At 56.8% G+C, this 19,281-nt stretch carries 18 protein-coding genes; 11 read left to right on the plus strand and 7 right to left on the minus strand.

The window, feature by feature from the left end:
- Position 1 precedes the first annotated feature (1 nt).
- From purS to purH, 7 genes are read left to right on the plus strand one after another with little or no spacing between them, the layout of a single operon-like run.
- A complete protein-coding gene (gene purS / locus H627_RS0115980) occupies positions 2-250 on the plus strand; it encodes a phosphoribosylformylglycinamidine synthase subunit PurS (RefSeq protein WP_027829724.1) in 249 nt (82 codons plus the stop codon).
- Positions 251-937, plus strand: a complete 687-nt coding sequence (gene purQ, locus H627_RS0115985; protein WP_027829725.1) for a phosphoribosylformylglycinamidine synthase subunit PurQ — start codon at positions 251-253, stop codon at positions 935-937. It abuts the gene before it with no gap.
- Entirely contained in the window at positions 924-3,134 is a 2,211-nt protein-coding gene (gene purL, locus H627_RS0115990) for a phosphoribosylformylglycinamidine synthase subunit PurL (protein WP_027829726.1), read from the plus strand. The genes purQ and purL overlap by 14 nt, the downstream gene beginning before the upstream one ends.
- Positions 3,119-4,573, plus strand: coding sequence for an amidophosphoribosyltransferase (purF, locus tag H627_RS0115995; protein WP_027829754.1), 1,455 nt, complete (start codon positions 3,119-3,121; stop codon positions 4,571-4,573). Before purL ends, purF begins: the two co-directional genes overlap by 16 nt.
- On the plus strand, positions 4,573-5,532 hold the full coding sequence (gene purM, locus H627_RS18870; RefSeq protein WP_035441420.1) for a phosphoribosylformylglycinamidine cyclo-ligase: 960 nt from the start codon (positions 4,573-4,575) through the stop codon (positions 5,530-5,532). Before purF ends, purM begins: the two co-directional genes overlap by 1 nt.
- Positions 5,529-6,092, plus strand: coding sequence for a phosphoribosylglycinamide formyltransferase (gene purN, locus H627_RS0116005; protein ID WP_027829727.1), 564 nt, complete (start codon positions 5,529-5,531; stop codon positions 6,090-6,092). The genes purM and purN overlap by 4 nt, the downstream gene beginning before the upstream one ends.
- Positions 6,093-6,098: 6 nt before the next feature.
- Positions 6,099-7,625 carry a bifunctional phosphoribosylaminoimidazolecarboxamide formyltransferase/IMP cyclohydrolase gene (gene purH, locus H627_RS0116010; RefSeq protein ID WP_027829728.1) on the plus strand — a complete coding sequence of 509 codons (1,527 nt, stop codon included), beginning with the start codon at positions 6,099-6,101 and terminating at the stop codon, positions 7,623-7,625.
- A 394-nt stretch (positions 7,626-8,019) separates the two neighbouring features.
- Here the strand turns inward: purH and H627_RS0116015 are convergent, their stop codons facing one another.
- Entirely contained in the window at positions 8,020-9,231 is a 1,212-nt protein-coding gene (locus H627_RS0116015; RefSeq protein WP_027829729.1) for an RNA-guided endonuclease TnpB family protein, read from the minus strand.
- 119 nt (positions 9,232-9,350) lie between these two features.
- Here H627_RS0116015 and purD point away from each other — a divergent pair, with 119 nt between their 5' ends.
- Together purD and H627_RS0116025 are read left to right on the plus strand one after the other, a co-directional pair.
- The gene (gene purD / locus H627_RS0116020; RefSeq protein WP_027829730.1) at positions 9,351-10,595 is read left to right on the plus strand and encodes a phosphoribosylamine--glycine ligase; all 1,245 of its coding nucleotides are present in this window, start codon (positions 9,351-9,353) and stop codon (positions 10,593-10,595) included.
- Positions 10,596-10,715: 120 nt separating this feature from the next.
- Positions 10,716-11,270 (plus strand): hypothetical protein, encoded by a 555-nt coding sequence (locus H627_RS0116025; protein ID WP_027829731.1) that lies wholly within the window; start codon positions 10,716-10,718, stop codon positions 11,268-11,270.
- A 75-nt stretch (positions 11,271-11,345) separates the two neighbouring features.
- Here H627_RS0116025 and H627_RS18875 read toward each other — a convergent pair whose 3' ends face one another.
- Positions 11,346-13,157, minus strand: a complete 1,812-nt coding sequence (locus H627_RS18875) for a glycerophosphoryl diester phosphodiesterase membrane domain-containing protein (protein ID WP_051225509.1) — start codon at positions 13,155-13,157, stop codon at positions 11,346-11,348.
- A gap of 228 nt (positions 13,158-13,385) precedes the next feature.
- Here H627_RS18875 and H627_RS0116035 point away from each other — a divergent pair, with 228 nt between their 5' ends.
- Complete coding sequence (locus H627_RS0116035; RefSeq protein ID WP_035441422.1) at positions 13,386-14,183, plus strand: alpha/beta hydrolase fold domain-containing protein; 798 nt, start codon at positions 13,386-13,388, stop codon at positions 14,181-14,183.
- A gap of 70 nt (positions 14,184-14,253) precedes the next feature.
- On the opposite strand, the gene H627_RS0116040 is transcribed toward H627_RS0116035, so the two are convergent.
- The 4 genes from H627_RS0116040 to H627_RS0116055 form a co-directional block, all read right to left on the minus strand.
- Positions 14,254-14,616 (minus strand): YxeA family protein, encoded by a 363-nt coding sequence (locus tag H627_RS0116040; protein WP_027829733.1) that lies wholly within the window; start codon positions 14,614-14,616, stop codon positions 14,254-14,256.
- 3 nt (positions 14,617-14,619) lie between these two features.
- Positions 14,620-16,464: an FtsX-like permease family protein gene (locus H627_RS0116045; protein WP_027829734.1), complete on the minus strand. Its 1,845-nt coding sequence runs from the start codon at positions 16,462-16,464 to the stop codon at positions 14,620-14,622.
- 17 nt (positions 16,465-16,481) lie between these two features.
- Positions 16,482-17,234, minus strand: a complete 753-nt coding sequence (locus tag H627_RS0116050) for an ABC transporter ATP-binding protein (RefSeq protein ID WP_027829735.1) — start codon at positions 17,232-17,234, stop codon at positions 16,482-16,484.
- A 148-nt stretch (positions 17,235-17,382) separates the two neighbouring features.
- On the minus strand, positions 17,383-17,808 hold the full coding sequence (locus tag H627_RS0116055) for a helix-turn-helix domain-containing protein (RefSeq protein WP_027829736.1): 426 nt from the start codon (positions 17,806-17,808) through the stop codon (positions 17,383-17,385).
- Between the two features lie 126 nt (positions 17,809-17,934).
- Between H627_RS0116055 and H627_RS20295 the strand changes: the two genes are divergently transcribed.
- Entirely contained in the window at positions 17,935-18,105 is a 171-nt protein-coding gene (locus H627_RS20295) for a hypothetical protein (RefSeq protein ID WP_155827983.1), read from the plus strand.
- A 58-nt stretch (positions 18,106-18,163) separates the two neighbouring features.
- On the opposite strand, the gene H627_RS0116065 is transcribed toward H627_RS20295, so the two are convergent.
- Positions 18,164-19,240 carry a YdcF family protein gene (locus H627_RS0116065; RefSeq protein ID WP_027829737.1) on the minus strand — a complete coding sequence of 359 codons (1,077 nt, stop codon included), beginning with the start codon at positions 19,238-19,240 and terminating at the stop codon, positions 18,164-18,166.
- Positions 19,241-19,281: the final 41 nt, after the last annotated feature.

A 19,281-nucleotide genomic window follows, 5' to 3' on the forward strand; every position in this document is an offset into this window, starting at 1 on the left:
GATGTTTAAAGCCAAGATTTACGTCAATTACAAGCCGTCTGTTCTGGATCCGAAAGCCGAAGCAATCAAGACTGCTCTGACCCGGATGAACCACCAGAATGTTCAGGACGTCCGCTACGGCAAGTACTTCGAACTGCTGCTGCAGGGCGACGATGAAGCCGCCGTCCGAGCCCAGGTGGAAGAAATATGCGACCAATTGCTGGCCAACGTGAACATGGAGACCTATCGCTTCGACCTGGAGGTGGCTTAAATGCGAGCCGCGGTTATCACGTTCCCCGGGTCCAACTGCGATGAGGATCTGCAATGGGCTTTGGCCCATGTCTGCGGCATCCCCGCAGATCTGGTCCCCGCCAGCCAGGAGACGCTGGCCGGCTACGATGCGGTCTTTCTCCCCGGCGGTTTTTCCTACGGCGACTATCTGCGCAGCGGCGCCATCGCTCGGTTCTCACCGATCATGACCGCCGTGCAGGATTTTGCAGCCGCGGGCGGTTTCGTCGTCGGCATCTGCAATGGCTTCCAGATCCTCACCGAAGCCGGTCTGCTCCCCGGTGCCTTGCAGTGGAACACGTCGCTGCACTTCATCTGCGCCCCGGCCCCGCTGACGGTGGTCAACACCGCCACCGCGTTTTCGAATCACTATGCCGACATGGAGAGTGTCACGCTGCCCATCGCCCACGGCGAGGGCAGCTACTACGCCGACCCGGCGACCCTGGCCGAGCTGGAGGCCAATCACCAAGTGGTCTTCCGCTACCAGGACAACCCCAACGGCAGTATCCACGACATCGCCGGCATCACCAACCGCGCCGGCAACGTGCTGGGCATGATGCCCCACCCGGAACGCGCCGTCGAAGCCCTGCTTGGCGGGACTGACGGCCGGGGGGTCTTTTATTCCTTATTGAACGCCACGAAAGGAGCCGCCGCCCATGTTGCAGGTTGAGCTGAGTCCTGAAGAAATCCGCACCGCCAAACCATACCGCCAATGGGACATGACCGATGCGGAATACGACCGCTTCACCCAATTGATCGGTCACTTGCCCACCTTCACGGAAGTCGGCTTAGCCAGCGGGATGTGGAGCGAACACTGTGCGTATAAATACAGCAAGCCCGTGCTGCGCCAGTTCTGGACCAAGAACGAGAATGTCGTGATGGGCCCGGGCGAAGGCGCCGGGGCCATTCGCATCGGCGCGGGCAAGGTCGTCGTTTTTAAGGCCGAGAGCCACAACCACCCCTCCGCAGTGGAACCCTATGAGGGCGCGGCCACCGGTGTTGGCGGCATCATCCGGGATATTTTCTCCATGGGCGCCAAGCCCATCGCCGTGCTGGATTCCCTGCGCTTCGGCGAATTGACCGACCCCCGCACCCGCCAGCTGCTGGACCAAGTGGTCGCCGGCATCGCCGGCTACGGCAACGCCATCGGCATTCCCACGGTGGGCGGCGAGACCGCCTTTGACCCCACCTACGCCCGCAATCCCCTGGTCAACGCCATGTGTGTCGGCATCATGGACGAAGACCAATTGCAGAAAGGCCGGGCGGCCGGGGTGGGCAACGCCATTCTCTACGTTGGCGCGAAAACCGGCCGGGACGGTATCAACGGCGCTTCCTTTGCCTCCGGCACGTTCTCCGACAGCGAAGCGGCTGACCGGTCGGCTGTTCAAGTCGGCGATCCCTTTATGGAAAAACTGCTGGTCGACGCCTGCCTGAAAGTGACCAATGATCACCAGGACATTCTCGTCGGCATGCAGGATATGGGTGCCGCCGGGCTGGTGTCTTCCAGTGTGGAAATGGCCGGCAAATCGGCCAGCGGTATGGCCTTGGATCTGGACCTGGTGCCCCAGCGGGAACCGGACATGACCTCCTTTGAGATCATGCTGTCTGAATCCCAGGAACGGATGCTGTTGTGTGTGGCGGCCGGCCATGAGGCCGAGATCCAAGAAATTTTTGCCCGCTACGGTCTGGATGCGGTCGTGATCGGCCGAGTCACTGCTGGTCACCAGTATGTATTGACCCACCACGGCGAAACCGTCTGCGACATCCCCGTGTCATCCTTGACCAGCGATGCGCCGGTCTATCACCAGGCCGGTCAGCAGCCGGCCCGCTTGCAGGCCCCCGCGCCCGACTGGCAGCCGGTGATCACCGATGTGACCGCCACGTGGACAAGGCTGATGAACCAGCCGACCATTGCCAATAAGGCCAGCCTGTTTAGCCGCTATGATGCCCAGGTCCAGACGAATACCGTCGTCCTCCCCGGCAGCGATGCCGCGGTGCTGCGGATCAAAGGAACCGACCGGGCCATCGCCATGACCACCGACAGCAACGGCCGCTATGTTTACCTGGACCCGTACATTGGCGGTCAGCGCACGGTCGCCGAAGCCGCCGCTAACCTGGTGGCCAGCGGCGCCACCCCGTTGGGCATCACCGATTGCCTGAATTACGGTGATCCCACAAAACCGGAAATCTTTTATGAATTGGAAACGTCCGCCCAAGGGATCACCGCCGCTACGAAGGTTTTCAATACCCCGGTGATTTCCGGCAACGTGTCGCTGTACAATGAAACCAATGGCACCGCCATTTACCCGACGCCGATGGTCGGGATGGTCGGACTGATCGAGGACATGACGACGATCACCACCCAGGACTTCAAGCAAGCCGGCGATCTTGTCTACCTGGTGGGCACCACCCAGCCGGATTTCAGCGGCAGTGAGATTCAAAAGCTGCTCACCGGCGATATTGCCGGCCGGTTGGCCGACCTGGACCTGGCCACCGTGAAGCACCAGCAAGACCTGGTTCTGGCGGCCATCCAGGCCCATCTGGTCACCGCTGCCCATGATTTGAGCGAAGGCGGGCTGCTGACCGGTTTGGCTGAAATGGCCTTCGCCAACCAAATCGGCGCGGACCTGCGGGTGGCTGTGCCCACCAGCTGGCTCTTCGCCGAAACTCCGGGACGCTTCCTGATCACCATTGCGCCGGAGAATCAGCCCGCCTTTGAAAAGGTCCTGGGCAGTGCGGCCACTCTATTGGGCCGGACCACAGCGGCGCCGCAAGTCACCATTGCCGCGCCGAACCGGACGTTCTCCGCGTCTTTGGCTGACTTGCACCAGGCTTGGGAGGAGGGCATTCCGTGCCGCATGAATTAAAGGAACTCAACGAAGAATGCGGCTTATTCGGCGTCTGGGGCAACCCCCACGCGGCCGCCATCACCCACCTCGGCCTGCACACCCTGCAGCACCGGGGCCAGGAAGGGGCCGGCATCGTCGGTCTCACCCCCGCCGGGCTGCGCCGCCACTACGGCCTGGGCCTGCTCAGCGAAGTCTTCACCAAACCCGAAGACATCGCTGAGTTAGCCGGTCCGGCCGCGCTGGGCCATGTGCGCTATGCCACTGCCGGCGGCCGGCTGCTGGAAAACATCCAGCCCCTGCTGTTCCGGTTCAGTACCGAAGCCATGGCGCTGGCCCACAACGGCAACCTGACCAACGCCCGCACGCTGCGCCGCGAATTGGAAGACGACGGTGCCATTTTCCATACCACCAGCGACACGGAGGTCTTGATGCACCTGCTGCGCCGCTCCCCAGCTGCCACGTTCACCGGCCAGTTGATCGACGCCCTGAATCAGGTTCACGGCGGTTTCGCCTTTGAACTGCTCACCGAGCATGGCCTGTACGCCGCGGTGGACCCCAATGGGTTCCGGCCGCTGGTGCTGGGCACTTTGCCCGATGGCGGTACCGTGATCTGCAGCGAAACGGCGGCCCTAGACGCGGTCGGCGCCGACTTTGTCCGGGACATCCAACCCGGGGAATTGGTCAGTGTCACTGCCAACGGCGTCACCACCCAGCAGTACACGACCAACACTACGCTCAGTGTATGCTCCATGGAATTTATCTACTTTGCCCGCCCTGACTCCCAGATCCACGGAGTTAATGTCCACCAGGCCCGGCTCGCCATGGGCCGGCGTTTGGCTCAGGAACAGCCAGCGGATGCGGATATCGTCGTCGGGGTGCCGAATTCGTCGTTATCAGCGGCCCTGGGTTACGCCCGGGAAAGCGGCATCCCCTATGATTTGGGGCTGGTGAAAAGTCAGTATGTCGCCCGCACCTTCATTCAGCCGACCCAAGCGCTGCGGGAAGCGGCCGTTAAGCGCAAGCTCAGTGCCGTCCGGGCGGTCGTTGAAGGCAAATCCGTCGCCCTGGTGGACGATTCCATCGTCCGGGGGACGACGTCGAAACAGCTGGTCCGGTTACTAAAAAACGCCGGAGCCAGGGCGGTCCATTTACGCATTGCCTCGCCGCCGCTGCGTTTTCCCTGCTTTTACGGCATCGACATTCAGTCCACCCGCGAACTGATGGCGGCGAATCACTCGATCAGTGAGATGCGGGATATTCTCGGGGCCGATTCCCTGGGTTTTCTCTCTACCGAGGCCTTGGAAGAAAGCGTCAATCTCGATCCCACTGCGCCCCACCGCGGCTTGTGCGTGGCCTACTTCACCGGTGAGTATCCAACGCCGCTGTATGATTACAGCGCAGAATTACAGAAAGAATTGGCTCTGCTGCACATTAAAGTATCGGAGGTTTCTGCCTAATGGCCATCGATTACACCCAAGCCGGCGTGGATATCGCCGCGGGGGAAGAAACGGTCCAGCGGCTGACCCCGCTGGCCTCGAGCACCTATGACGCCAATGTCCGCACCGGGGTGGGCAGCTTTGCGGCCGCCTACGCCTTGCCGCAAGATTCTAGTCAGCTGCTGGTCAGCGCCACGGACGGGGTGGGAACGAAACTTCTCGTGGCTCTGGCTCAAAACAAAGTAGACACCATCGGCATCGATCTGGTGGCGATGATCGCCAACGATCTCTTGACCACCGGCGCCCAGCCCTTGTTCTTCCTGGATTATCTGGCCGTGGACAAACTGCGGCCGGACCAGGCCACGCAGATTCTCGCCGGCATCGTCGCCGGCTGCCGCCAGGCGCACCTGGCCTTGATCGGCGGAGAAACCGCAGAAATGCCCGGCATCTATCCAGCGGATCATTTCGACCTAGCCGGCTTCGGGGTCGGCCAAGTGGCCGCCGCCGAGCAGCTGCCTGCCGGTATTCAGGCCGGCGATGTGCTGCTGGGTCTGCCCAGCAGCGGGCTGCACAGTAACGGCTTCTCTCTGGTCCGGCAGGTCTTGCCGATCACCGATGGCGCGCTCCTGACGCCGACCCGAATCTATGAACCGGTTATCCGGCCATTGCTGGACCAGCACCTGCTCCATGGCTTGGCCCACATCACCGGCGGCGGATTGCAGGAAAACGTGCCGCGGATGCTGCCCAAGGGGTTAGCGGCCCGAATCGATCCGGCGGCCTGGACCTGGCCGGCGATTTTCACCCGCTTGCAGCACACCGGCGGCCTCTCGCTGGCCACCATGCGCCAAACCTTCAACTTAGGTATCGGTATGGTTCTGGCCGTTGCCCCGGAAAAAGCGACCGCTATCCCCGCCGCCATTCGCCTGGGCGCGGTGGTACCCCGCACCCAGGCTGCCTTGGAATGGGGGCCGGTTGCATGAAACGGCTCGCCGTCTTTGCCTCGGGCAATGGCACCAACTTTTTAGCCTTAGCCGAACACTTCCAAACCAGTACCCACGGGGCCGAAATCGCCGCCCTGGTCTGCGACCAGCCTGGCGCCCCGGTGATTGCCAAGGCCGCCCGGTTCGGCATCCCCGCTCATGTCTTCAATTACCGCGACTACCCCACGAAAAAAGCGGCAGAACAGGCCATACTGGCTGCTCTGCCCCCCGTGGACCTGGTCGTCTTGGCCGGCTTCATGCGGATCATCGGTCCCACCTTGCTGGCCGCTTTTCCCCGGCGCATCGTGAATCTTCACCCCGCGCTGCTGCCAGCGTTCCCCGGGCGCACCGGTATTGCCGATGCGTATGCCTATGGGGTAAAAATCACCGGCGTCACCGTCCATTACGTAGACGCCGGCATCGACACCGGCGAGATCATCGCTCAAGAACCGGTCCGGATTCTGCCAGGAATGACCGAACCAGAGTTAGAGCAAGCAATCCATGCCACTGAACACCGTCTCTTACCTGCCACTATCGAACAGCTCATTACGAAAGGATGATCTGACTTGCGTCGTGCATTGTTAAGCGTATCGGATAAAACTGGTTTAGTAGAATTTGCCCAAGGGCTCATCGCGCAAAACTTCGAACTGCTCACCACCGGCGGCACCCGGGCAGCCCTCACCGCCGCAGGCGTCCCCAGTACCGAAGTGAGCGACATCACCGGCTTCCCGGAAATGCTGGACGGCCGGGTGAAGACCCTGCATCCGGCGATCCATGCCGGTATCCTCGCCCGCCGCGATCTGCCGGCCCATATGGCGGCTCTGGCCGATCAGGGGCTCGCCCCCATCGACCTGGTGTGCATTAACCTCTATCCCTTCGCGGCAACAATTAAGAAGCCTGGTGTGACCCGGGCCGAAGCCATCGAACAGATCGATATCGGCGGTCCCACCGCTTTGCGGGCCGCCGCCAAGAACGGCGCCAGTGTTTGGGCGGTCGCTGATCCGGCTGATTATCCCGCCGTCCTCACCGCTTTAGCCGCGGACAACACCGATTTTCGCCAGCAGCTGGCCATGAAGGTCTTTCAAATAACGGCCGCTTACGATGCCCAAATTGCCGCCTACCTGGCCGATGATCCGTTCCCGGACCGCTTCACCCCGACCTACACCAAGCAGCAAAGCCTGCGGTATGGCGAAAACAGCCATCAGCACGCCGCCTTCTATGCGGCCCCCGATGCCCCGGCGGATTCGTTAGTCAACGCGGCCCAACTGCACGGCAAAAAACTTTCGTATAATAATATTAAGGACGCTGACGCCGCCCTGCGCATGCTGGCGGAATACCCTGATCGGCCCACCGTTGTCGCCGTGAAGCACATGAACCCCTGCGGCATCGGTCAGGGGGCGACGATCGAGGCGGCTTGGGACAAAGCCTACGCCGCCGACCCAATGTCCATCTTTGGCGGCATCATTGCCCTGAACCGGCCGGTGGACGCGGTGACGGCCGAGAAAATGCACAAGCTCTTCTTGGAGATCATCATGGCGCCGGCTTACGACGCTGACGCGCTCAAGATTTTGGAAAAGAAAAAGAACCTGCGGGTCCTGACGATTGCCTTGCCCGCAGAAGATGCCGCGCCGCGGTATGAAACAGTTTCTGTCACCGGCGGCTTGCTGGTTCAGGAAAGCGACACCCGCTTGGAAGGACCCGATGATCTGACCGTCGTTACCACGACCGAACCGACGGACGACCAAATCGCCGCGCTGCTGTTTGCCCAGAGTGTGGTCAAACACGTCAAGAGCAATGCCATCGTGGTGGCTAAAGCCGGTCAGACATTGGGTATCGGTGCCGGTCAGATGAACCGGATCGGTTCTGTGGAGATTGCGCTGAAGGAAGCCCAGCAGAACCCGAATTTTGCCGGGGCGGTCTTGGCTTCGGATGCGTTCTTCCCAATGAACGACTGTGTGGATTATGCGGCGAAGCATGGGATTCGGGCGATCATTCAGCCGGGGGGGAGTATTCGGGACCAGGAGTCGGTGGATAAGGCGAATGAGTATGGGATTGCGATGGTGACGACGGGGGTACGGCATTTCCGGCATTAGGCGTTGAGAAAATATCTCTTGCTTCGTACGCCGTGCCAAGTGCTCCGCAAGCTCCGGCTGAGGGGGCTGGCGACGCGCAGCAAGTGCGAAGCCGAAGGCGTAGCTAGTGGTGACGGCGCTTTGAGCCCATTTTACCTCCGCTTGCTACGCACTTGGCAATAGACACGTCAGAAATACAAGTTTTGTCTCAAGCAACATTGATACTCCATTTTCCCTAGAGGAGGATTTTACTGAAGTCAACTACCCGCCACTAAAGTAGCGGGCTTGTGACTCACGCTGCCTAACGGGCAGCAGTAGTGCAAACGCCTAATGGCTCCTACTTTAGTGTGGTCACATCTCAGGTCGTGTCTCAACGGCCTCGGGGGCTGACGGCTCCCGCAGATGCAGTTTTTCTCTAGCCGGTCCGCTTGCGCGTGTAGCGCGGCTTAGCAGTACCGGTCAGCCACTGGTTGCCCAGCTGCTGGATGTTCATGGCGGCCGACTGGTCGTCATTAGCCTGGAAGCCGCAGGCACACCGGTATTCATGGTGGTCGTGATCCCGCTGCTGCTTATTGATCGCACCGCACTGCGGACAGCGCTGGCTGGTATAATCAGACGGCACTTTCAACACAAGGCTGCCCTGCGCGGCGGCCTTGTAAATCAGAAACTGTTCTAACTGGTAAAATGGCCAGCTGACCTGTTCATAGCGACGGTCTTTAGCGACCTGTTCAGTCGCAAAGCGAACATCAGTCAAGTCTTCCAGCACAAACAGGGTCTTTGGTCCATAGTAGTCAGCGAGTGCCTTAGCCGCACGATGGTTTTCGTTCGACACCCAGCGGTTCTCTCGCTGACGGATCCGTTTCAAGACTCGTTTCGCCGATTTAGTCCCCTTGGCTTGCAGTTTGGCCCGCAAGTGTTTGTACCGCCGCCGCTTGTTGAGTGCCCGGGTCCCTGACCGGTAGATGGTCCGACCGGTCTCGTCAAACGCAGTGGCTAGAAAGCGCAGCCCCCGGTCAACGCCCACGACGTGGACAGTCTGGTCCTGGGTATAATCCGGCACTTCTTTGGTCGCGCCGATGTGCAGATACCACTTCCCACCGCTGGTCAGTACCTTGGCGGTACCGAGTTTCCAGGTGCCGTCAAAATAGTCGCGCCAATGGTTCAGTACCGGCCAAACAGTGATGCGGCGGTCTAATGTGTTCAGGGAAAAGGAGCCGTCCTTGCGGATGGCCCAATCCCGCCGCCGGACCAGATCCAGCTGCGGCCGCTGGAAGCTGATCGGGTGCCACAACCAGGTCAAATCTTTAGCGTGTTTTTGCCATTTGCCGGCTTCGTCTTGATAGCGGTAGGGCTTCTGTTTCAGCTGAGTGCGCACTGCTTTATAGCGAGCGGTCACGGTTCGCAGGACCGACTGTGCCATTTGGGCTTTCAGCCCAAACTGAGTTCGCAGGTCGCGATACAGGACGATTTGCAGTTTCGTAGTGTTGAGTACAAAACCATGGTCAAACACATAGCGGCTGACGGCGTCACAGGCCAAGCAATACTGTTCCATGGCCTGACGCAGCAAGTCCCCATCTGCTGCCGCAGTCAGCTTGATCTGTATTTTGACCGTCTTGGTCAGTTCCACCCGAGCACCTCCTTAACCACACGTTTGTTCTTATCGGCTAAGTAAATTATATCAAAGAAAGAAGGGTCGGGGCAATTCCTCCCATGATTGAAATCATGGGTTTCCTTGCCCCATTTATCATGAACAACATTCTGATCATCGGTAACGGCGGGCGGGAGAGTGCGCTGGGGTTGAAGTTTCTGCAGTCGCCGCAAGTGGCGGCGGTTTATGTGGCGCCGGGTAATGCTGGGATGCCGCGGCTGGGTTTGGTGCCGGTGGATATTGACGTTGACGACTTTCCGAGTCTGATTGCTTTTGCGCGGCAGCATGCGATTGCTTTGACCTTTGTTGGTCCGGAAGTGCCGTTGGCGGCGGGTATTGTGGATGCGTTCCAGGCGGCGGACCAGCCGGTGTTTGGGCCGACCAAGGCGGCGGCGCAGCTGGAGGCGAGCAAGGCCTTTGCCAAAGCCTTCATGGAACGTCATCAGCTGCCCACGGCGGCGAGCCGGACGATCCATTCGTTGGCGGCGGGTCAGCAGACCTTGATTGAAGCCGGCGTGCCGCTGGTCTTCAAAGCCGACGGGCTCGCCGCTGGCAAAGGCGTGATCGTTGCCAAGACCAACACGGAAGCAGAGGCAGCGCTGGCGCAGCTTTATGCCCGGGACCCCAATGCCACCGTGGTGGTGGAGGAATGTCTGACCGGTCAAGAGGCCTCGGTGCTGGCGTTGTATCACGACGGTACCTATGTGACCTTACCCTTGGCCCAGGACCACAAACGCCGCTTCGATCAGGATGCCGGGCCGAATACCGGCGGCATGGGCGCGATATCTCCGGCCCCGCAGTTTACCGCCGACGAACGGGAAGCTGCCCGCCACTTAGTCGCTCAAACCATTGCCGGGATGGTCAGTGATGGCCTGAACGGTTCCGGGGTACTGTACATTGGCTTGATGTTCACGCAGAAAGGCCCCAAAGTCTTAGAATACAACCTGCGTTTCGGCGATCCGGAAACCCAGGTGCTTCTGCCGCAGATCAAGAATGATTTCTATCAGCTGATCACAGATCTGCTGGCGGACCGGCCCACACCGTTAGAATTAGACGGTAAAACCTACGTCGGGGTGGTCGCCGCCCATCCGGAATATCCCGGCGGCGCGATGAACGCCTTACCATTGGCCGACGTTCCCGCGGATTGGCCCATTGGCCGCTGGCTGCCCGCCGGCGTTCAGGAAAAGGACGGCCGGCTCTTCTCCCATGGCGGCCGCGTCTTCACAGTGATCGGGAGCGGACCGGATCTGGCCAGCGCGCAGGGCAACGCTTATGGGGCGATGGCTGAAGTGCAAGGCCCGTTGGCAATTCGCAACGACATTGGCGACAAGGGATTGGATTAAAAACAGCTTCATCAGCCGCCGGCCGTGTCGTTCCAGACATGGACCGGTGGTTTTCTTTGACGGCGTTTTCCTCTTTGGTAGACTGACCATAGCATCAGCAGTCTTTAGGAGGTGGGAACCGTGCGAACAGAGAAAAACTTCAAGCAGCTCACATTGCAACCGCGTATATTCTTGATTATTGCCATTTTTTCCTTCAGCACCCAGTTTGTTCGACCGTTGGTGCCGCAACTCAGCGATTGGTTGTTTATCCTGCTCTGGGTCATATTGACCATCGTTGTCGCCATTGTCCTCAGCATCACCGTCACCCGGGTGGTCGTCCCGCCAGTCAACGACTATGATCAGCCAGGAACAACGCTGGGATCCATGATACTGGTCGGCGCGTCCACACTGATTTATCAAAACCCAACTATCACCGGCACTTGGCTCTTTGCCCTGCTTTGGACGATTGCCTGTCTTCTGGTTACTTTTTTAATTGGCCGGATTCCCCGCTTACCCCGGTATTTGCGTGATAAGACCCTGCCCATGATGCTGATTTTCCCCGGAACAGCGTTCTTCGTCCGCAGCCTGGTGCCATTTACGCACCGCTTACCATTTTTACTAGGCTGGACTACTCTTGGCTTTTATGCGGCCATCCACATTAATCTCTGGCTGACTCGCCGCCGGCCGCGCTGGTAACCCCGGTATACGGGTACAAAAATGGACGAAAGCCGCGTTGGCCTTCGTCCATTTTCATACCGCTTGAATGACCGGTTAGTTCTCCGCCCCATTCAATCCGTTCCAATTAAATTGGTTGCCATAAACCCGCAGTCGGGCCGCATAGCTGGGATGGTTCACTTGGTCCTTGATCGTCTGCTGCAAATCACTGAGGTTGTCCGTGATGATCCCGTCGGCACCCATGAAAATCATTTCCTCCATCTTGTCCGGATCATCCACCGTCCAAGCCCAGACTTCTTTACCCTGATCCTGAGCCTGACTGATGAAATCAACATCTAAGGTCGTGTACTCCATGGTGTAGGCGTTGGCCTTGGTTTGGGGAAAGACAATGTCGTAGGGCAGGATGAAACTGGCGTACAACTTGGGCTCTTGGGCTTTAATGGCCGCAATCACTCGATAATCCAACGAGTGGACCCGGTTATGGTCTTTGATCAGGCGGGCCCCATACTTTTGGATAAAGCCGTTGATCGCGCCCTTTGAATCGTGAGGTGTCGTTTTGACTTCCACGACTAATTTTTGGTGCAGCCGTTCCGCCGCTGCCAAGTAAGCATCGAAACTAGCCACTGGCGCCGAATGGCCGTCTTCTTTGGCCGTCAGCTGAGTTGCCTGGGCCAAAGTCAGTTGCCGCGGGGTCTTATCCACGCCAGCTAAGGCTTCGTAATTTTCATCATGCATGACCACCCACTGACCGTCCTTGGTCTCATGGATATCCATTTCGACATAATCCGGCTTCTCTTTGGCAGTTTTCTCCAAGGCGGGAATGGTATTCTGAACACCATTATGGTCGTCCACGCCCCGGTGGGAAATGGTGATGGGGTTGTAATCAAAGCCGCCAGCCATGTAGACGGCGTTATAAATCAGGTAAGCAATGGCCACAAGCACAATGACCACTCCGGCGATGACCCGGGGCCAGCGCTTGCGCTTCTTCTGTTCCTTAACACTGATCGGTGCGGGTGCCGCTTTGGTCACGGCGTCCGGACTGACCAGAACGAGATAATACAGTGTGGTCGTCAGCGCCATGATGAACACCCCGCCGACCTGCAGTGTCGCCATGGTAATAATTGAACCGGCATAGGCAAACGTCTGCTGGGAAGTATCCAGGTACGTCTGGATACCCACCAGACCTTCCGTCCACAAGACTTGCACGGCGGCCACGACCGCGGTCAGCCAAGTGACCCGCCAGAAGTAAAACCAGAAGTGCTTCTTGGTTTCCCGCCAACTATTGCGCAAGGCAGTACCGGCCGGCTGGTCGTCCAAGATCATGTGGGGCAGGACGCGAATCAGCCGAATCCCGACGTACAGCATGATCAGATAAAAGATACCGATCAACATGGCGTAGAAGTTATTTTCGTTGAGAAAATCCAGAATAAACTCTGGGATCCGCACTTTATCCAGTAATGCCGAGTTGATGATCCCGCCAGCAAAGGGAATGACAAGAATAAAGTAAAAGACAAAGAACAGCACCGTCGTTGGCCGAATCCGCTGCAGATCCCGGATGGCTTCACCGAAGACCGACCGCAAATTCTGCTGGCGCTGGTGGACAATATTATCGACCCCCGTCAGCAGCATGGCAAATTGGGCATAGACTAGTAACAGCACTAGAAAAAACATCACCAGCAGCTCGAGCGCGCCCCAGGTGTGCTGGGTGATGATCTCGCCCAGATTGTTGTAGGACACATACGCGATGCCGCTGGCCTGCAAAATCATCTGACTGGACCAGCGCAGGAGCGGTACGATGATTTGGCTAATTGCTTCGCCGACAACGAAGCTTAGAATAAAATAACTGCCCCAGTGGCGGAAGAATTCCCGCAGGGCTTGACCGGTATAGCGAATACTACGAAATCCCATTAACTATTCCCCCAAAAATGTAACGTCACCCGCTATTATGCCATATTGGCGGCGGGTAAGCATATTTGACGCCTTTTCAGTAAAAACGCCGTATAATAACCGCGCAATGTAAAGAGCTGGATTGGGATGGAAGTGTCGTCTGGCCCTTCCGTGCCAAGCGCTCCGCACTTGGCACTAGGTACGCTGAAACTCAAGATTTCCAGTCCCTTCTAAGGAGTGATTTCTAATATGACCGATGTCAAAATTACCAAAGATGTGATCTATGACCCAACGCACCAATTACCTACCGATATCTACACCACCGAGGTCGTGACGGCGCAGTCGCCGGCGATCATCATTATCCATGGCGGCGGCTGGTTCCGGGGCGATAAGTCCAAGGAGTCTGACTTGGCGGAGATTCTGGCTGAAGAAGGCTACTTCACCATCGTGCCCAATTACCGGTTGGCGCCAAAGGACTTGTTCCCCGCGTCTCGGGATGATATCGAGACTGTTTATACCTGGTTGAAGCATAGCGATTATACCTTCAACCACAGCAAGATCGCGGCCGTTGGCGCGAGTGCCGGCGGTAATTTGTCCGGCGAGCTGGCGTTGAAGTTCGGTATTCCGGCTGTTTCCTGGTCGGGGATCTTCGACCTGTACGATTGGGTGACAAAACACCCCGACGTTGTGGCTGAGCCGGATACCAAGCAGGACGCCACCGTCTTAGCCAGTGCCCAGATCGACCAAGACGGCGCCCACGATGCGTTCTACAAATGGTTCGTCCTGAACTATGTCAACGGCGACCTGGATCAATTGAAGGAAGCCGATCCGATCCAACGGGTGTCGGCTAAGTCCGGCCCGATCTACTTCGCTAATTCCTTGAACGAATTGGTGCCGATCAGCGGCGTACAGAAAATGCAGGATGCCCTGAGCCAGGCCGGGGTGCCGACCATCAGTCAATATTTGACGGGAGCCCGCCACGGCAAGGCCTATCAAGCTGATGTGCTGAACAACACGTTGGATTTCTTCAAGAAAGCCTTACAGTAAACTAATAAGAAAACACGCCCTTGAATGCCCGCGATGCGCATTCAGGGGCGTGTTTTCGTCTAGCTAGCGCTTAATTCAGTTTGCTGGCCGCCTTTTTGGGAATGTCTTTTTGCTGGACCTCTTCATAACTCAAAATTACGCCGCGGGTATGGTTGTATGCCACCTTCAGGTATGCATTCCGGCGTAACGGATTGTCTCGAAACGCATCGAAGGTGACCTGCCGCTGCTGACCGGCTTCGTTAAAGGCTGGCAGCGCATACTCGTAATAAACTTGATACGCCGCTGGGGCTTCGGTGTCCCGCAATTTTTCACCGTTGGTGGTGATCTTCACGTAATAATCCTCACCGGTGTAATTCTCGTGGTAATACCAGCCCCCGCCGATTGCCATGAGTCCCAAAATCACCAATAAAACGATCCCTGCTTTTTTTAACATCCCTTATTCACCCCGTTGGAAGTCTTCGGCCCCCCGGCCTTGTAACACGATGCCGCTGTATAGCTGCACTGTTAAGAAATAATACAAAACATACAGTACTAAGAAAATCAGAAACGGCAGCCAAATGTTGTGGTACGGCTGCGGCAGCAGATCGGTGACCTTGAACATCTGCAAGCCGAACAGCACATGGATGATGCCCAACACGCCTGGCAGTAAGAACAGTACGCCGATTTCTTGGCGAATCGAACGCTTCAACAAACTGCGCCGCGTGCCGATCTTTTCCAGCATCTGGTAGCGCAGGGCATCACTGGCAGCGCTGGACAAGATCTTGAACATTAGGCAGGACGCCAGCATGGCCAAGAAGGCGATACCCAGGAACAGCCCCATGAATTCGAAGCCGGACATCATGCTGTTGTACAGTGCATAGACTGAATACTTCTGGTTCATATCCATGGTGGCGACTTTGCCCCCTTGGCGGGCGGCATCCGCGGCCACTAGCGCCTTCAGCTTGTCCTTGCTGGCCATGAAATCCTTCGTGACGTACAGCGAGACCGTATGCGCCTGACCGGCAGTCTTCGCGTAGGTCGCTGCATCGACCACTTTGATTGGTGCCGCATCAGCGCTGGCGACGGCTAAGCCGCGCAGTGTGCCGGTGTAACTATCCGGTTTCTTCAGCATTTCCGTGCCGGTATAGGTCTGTTTTTGGACACTGAAGGAACCGTCCGCGTTTTGCTTGGGATTAAACATCTTGTAAGGCGCCTTGTTGAAATCGTCAGCCAGGAAGTAGATCGTTTTGCCGTCGACTTTATAGCGGTAGGTGCTGACGCTGGTCGGCTTCAGCGCGTCTGCCTGACTGGCCGTTTTACTGGTTGGATCATGCAGGACTAAATCATAGGGCGATACCTGCGCGGCCATGGATTGAATCTGGTCGTGGAAGCCTAAGCCAACCGTGATCGCCCCCAGCGCCAAGGCGAAGACAATGGACACCATGGACAGCAGCCGGGTGAAGTCCCGGATGCGGAAGCTCAATTGACCCAGGGTAAAACTGTGTAAGCCCGTTAACCGGAATTTGGTATTCCGCCGCAGCAGCTGAATGATCATCAGGAAGAAAGCATCGAACACGAAGTAGGAGCCCAACACGATGGTCACCAGCGCGATACCGATGCCCAGCAGCTGCAGCGTGTTCAGATTGGCCATGCTTAAGTAACCAATGGCCAGTAAGCCCAATCCAGCGACGACTTCAATGCCCCACAGGACCGGATTGCGCTTGAAACGGGTCGGCGTCTTATCCTGATTCAACAGATTCAAGACCGGCGTCTTCACCAGCTTGCCCGCATTATACAGCGCGGCAATGGCGAAGAGGACCAGGAAGAACACGCCAGTGACGATGGCTGCGTTGGTGCTCCAGGGTGAAAACTTCGTGATCGAAATGTCCATCTGTTTGACCAGTACTTGACTGATAATTTGCGTCAAGCCCACGCCGATGGCGCTGCCCACCACGGTGGCAATCAACCCGACTGCGACAGTCTCGATAAAAATCAACTGGGCAATTTTCCGAGATTTAGCCCCCAGCATCATAAACATCGCATAGGCGTGCTGGCGCATCGTCAATAAGAACGAGTTGGCATACAATATGTAAACCAAAGTGATGATGCCTAACAAAACAGACCCGAAGTAGAAAATGAACACGATCATCCCCAGAGTGGAATTAGCTTTCAAGAACTCCGGATTACTGGCCAGCGATTGGAACATGTAGAAAATCGCGGCAGAAATCGTTAAGCCGGAAAAGAGCACGACATAATCTTTGAGACGGCTCTTAATGCCGCCGAGTGCAAGTTTCCAAAGCATTACTCGTCTCTCCCCTCCTAGTCCTCAAAAGTCCCAAGTTCGTCCAGAATCTGGTGATAAAATGCCGTGCGGTCCTGATCTTTCCGCTTCAGCTCCTGACCGATCACGCCATCTTTAATGAACAGAATGCGCTGGCAGTAGCTGGCCGAAAACGGATCATGGGTGACCAGCAGGATCGATACGCCGTCGTTTTGATTCAACGATGTCATCGTATCCAGCAATTCCCGGGCGCTGTGGGAATCCAAAGCACCGGTGGGTTCATCCCCGAACAGGATCGCCGGTTGGGCGACCAGGGCCCGGGCCGCCGCGACCCGCTGCTTTTGGCCGCCGGAAATTTCCGTGGGGTATTGATCCAGAATCTCAGTGATCGACAGCTTTTCCGCAATGCTCTGTACCTGAGGCGCGATCTTTTTAGCGCTGACACCCTGCAATGACAAAGGCAGCGCAATGTTTTCCCGGGAGGTGAGATTCTCCAGCAAATTGAAATCTTGGAAAATGAACCCGACTTCATGGGAGCGGAAGTCCGCCAACTGATTGCCCTTCAAGCCGGTCACGTCCTGCCCATTGATCCGAACATCGCCGGCCGTCGGTTTATCCAGTGTCGATAGGATATTCAGTAAGGTGGACTTGCCTGAACCGGACGCTCCCATGATACCGATGAATTCCCCGGCCTGAACATTGAAGGAGACATCCTTCAGCGCCATTGTCTGCTTTTCATTCGCTTTACCGTAAACTTTCCGTACTTTTTTAACTTCTACCACATTGGCCATGAATTACGCTCCTCATTTGTTGATTTCTCTATGGTTACCAGTGTAGCAACGGAATGACTGGCGTACGCGAACGATTTTGTAATGTTAGGTCGGTCAAAAGGCGGAGAAAAAGGCCCCGGCACGCGGCCAGAGCCCATTATGATGGCAATTAGAAGGGAAAGAAGACGATCAGCGCGATAATCAGAATCACGTTCACTGACGAAAGAATGGTTAAAATCACGGCGGCCAGACGGTACAATAGGCGGGGCAGGTGGTCTTTCCAGCTGATGACGATAAACAGCGACAGAATCGCCGCCAGCGGGGTAATGCACGAGAGAAACATCAACACCACGACGAAGAGCGTCATGTGCCGTTCCTGTTCAGTTGGTGCCGGCTTGGCATGGACCGATGTACCCAGCAGAGTTTCCAATGGAAGCTGATATACTTTCGCCAATTCGGCGATATTGACCCGATCCGGTGCTGACCGGCCATTTTCCCAATTGGAAATCGTCTGCCGGCTGACTTGTAACTTTTCTGCCAGTTCCTGTTGCGTCAGCTGATGCTGCTGACGCAGCGTGCGTAACCGTTCATCCATGCAGCCACCTCCCCTGTCACCGCATTTTAGCATGGATGCCAAACGAATGTAAAAGCGTTTTAGCTCGCTATCCCGCGGAATTTCGGAGATAATTGAGGTAGAAAGAAATCAGGGGGTGGCGACATCATGCGCTCATTACTATCATTCTTGTTGTCCCAAGCCGACACCATTTGCATTGTCTTACTGTCTATCGCCTTAGTGAGTATGAGCATCACCCAAGACCAGTTGAAGAAAGAAGTCAACGAGTTAAAGAACCAAATCGCCCAATATGACCAGCACATCCAGAATACAATGTAGCAGATCAACAAACGGCCAGCCTCCCATCGTGGAAGCTGGCCGTTTGCTCTGCATCCAATTAGTGGATAAACGATATAATGAACGATAATCCGGCAAAAAACAGAATAATTCCCACCACAACGATGTGCCGCCGCTTATGCATCAGCGTCACGGCAATCAGTTCCCGCAGAATAGCGTTCGGCAGGTAATAAAACGATGTGTGGGCGCCGCGACCATTCGCCTGCAAGCCCTCCGCCCGAGCGTACATGCCCGCCCGAAAAATATGATAGTTATTGGAAACAAAGATGGCGCGAATGCGGCCTTTCCCAATTTCCCGTTTCTGCATCAAGGCCTTGGAGAAACGCAAATTTTCCTGGGTCGTGGTGGACATATCTTCCAACAGTGTATCCCCCGCCGGAATACCATGGGCAATAGCGTAATTCCGCATCGCTTCGGCTTCGGATATTTTTTCATCAGCGCCCTGCCCGCCAGAGAAAATGATTTTTGGCGCCGGCCGACCCTTATTAATTTGACGGTAGTAAAACTTCATCCCCCGCTCGATGCGGGCCGCCAGCAATGGAGAAACCGTGTCCCCATGGAGCAGGCCGGCCCCCAAGACGATAATGTACTGCTGCTTGTAAGGAATCGGGTACATTTGATACAGAATCAGACTGAAGACGAAATTGAACAGCAGCAACGTACCGTAGTACATAAGGGCATTGCCCGTCCCCACGATCACCTGCAGCCAGGCGGGCAGCCGATTGAGAAATGCCGTCAGCGCCCAAAGAATCAGCAGACCCAAGCCGGTGAACAGCGTCAGCATGTTGGCCAGCGTATGGCTTTCCCGTCGCCAGACGATCCAAGCGTTCCATAGCAGCCAAATAAACGAAGTCCCCCAAATGAGCCCTAGAATTACCATAGTGATTAGGAATAGGCCCCCAGTGATGTAAATCAAGAGTATATTCCTAGTGTAAATAATCGTCGTCCCCAGCCAGAGCCAGAAGATAACAAAAAAGGCCATGAACAGCGTCCCGTTCAGCAACCGCCGCGGTTCAATCAGCCAGCACACCAGAAACAAGGCAAAAAAGGCCAGCACTACTAATCCCCCGTATCCGAAAACCACGGGTAATTCCGCACTATTGAAGATTGCCAGCATCGTTTCAAGACCCCTATTCGCCCGGTTTGCCACCGAAAAAG

This window comes from Schleiferilactobacillus harbinensis DSM 16991 (assembly GCF_000425885.1).
GTDB lineage: Bacteria > Bacillota > Bacilli > Lactobacillales > Lactobacillaceae > Schleiferilactobacillus > Schleiferilactobacillus harbinensis.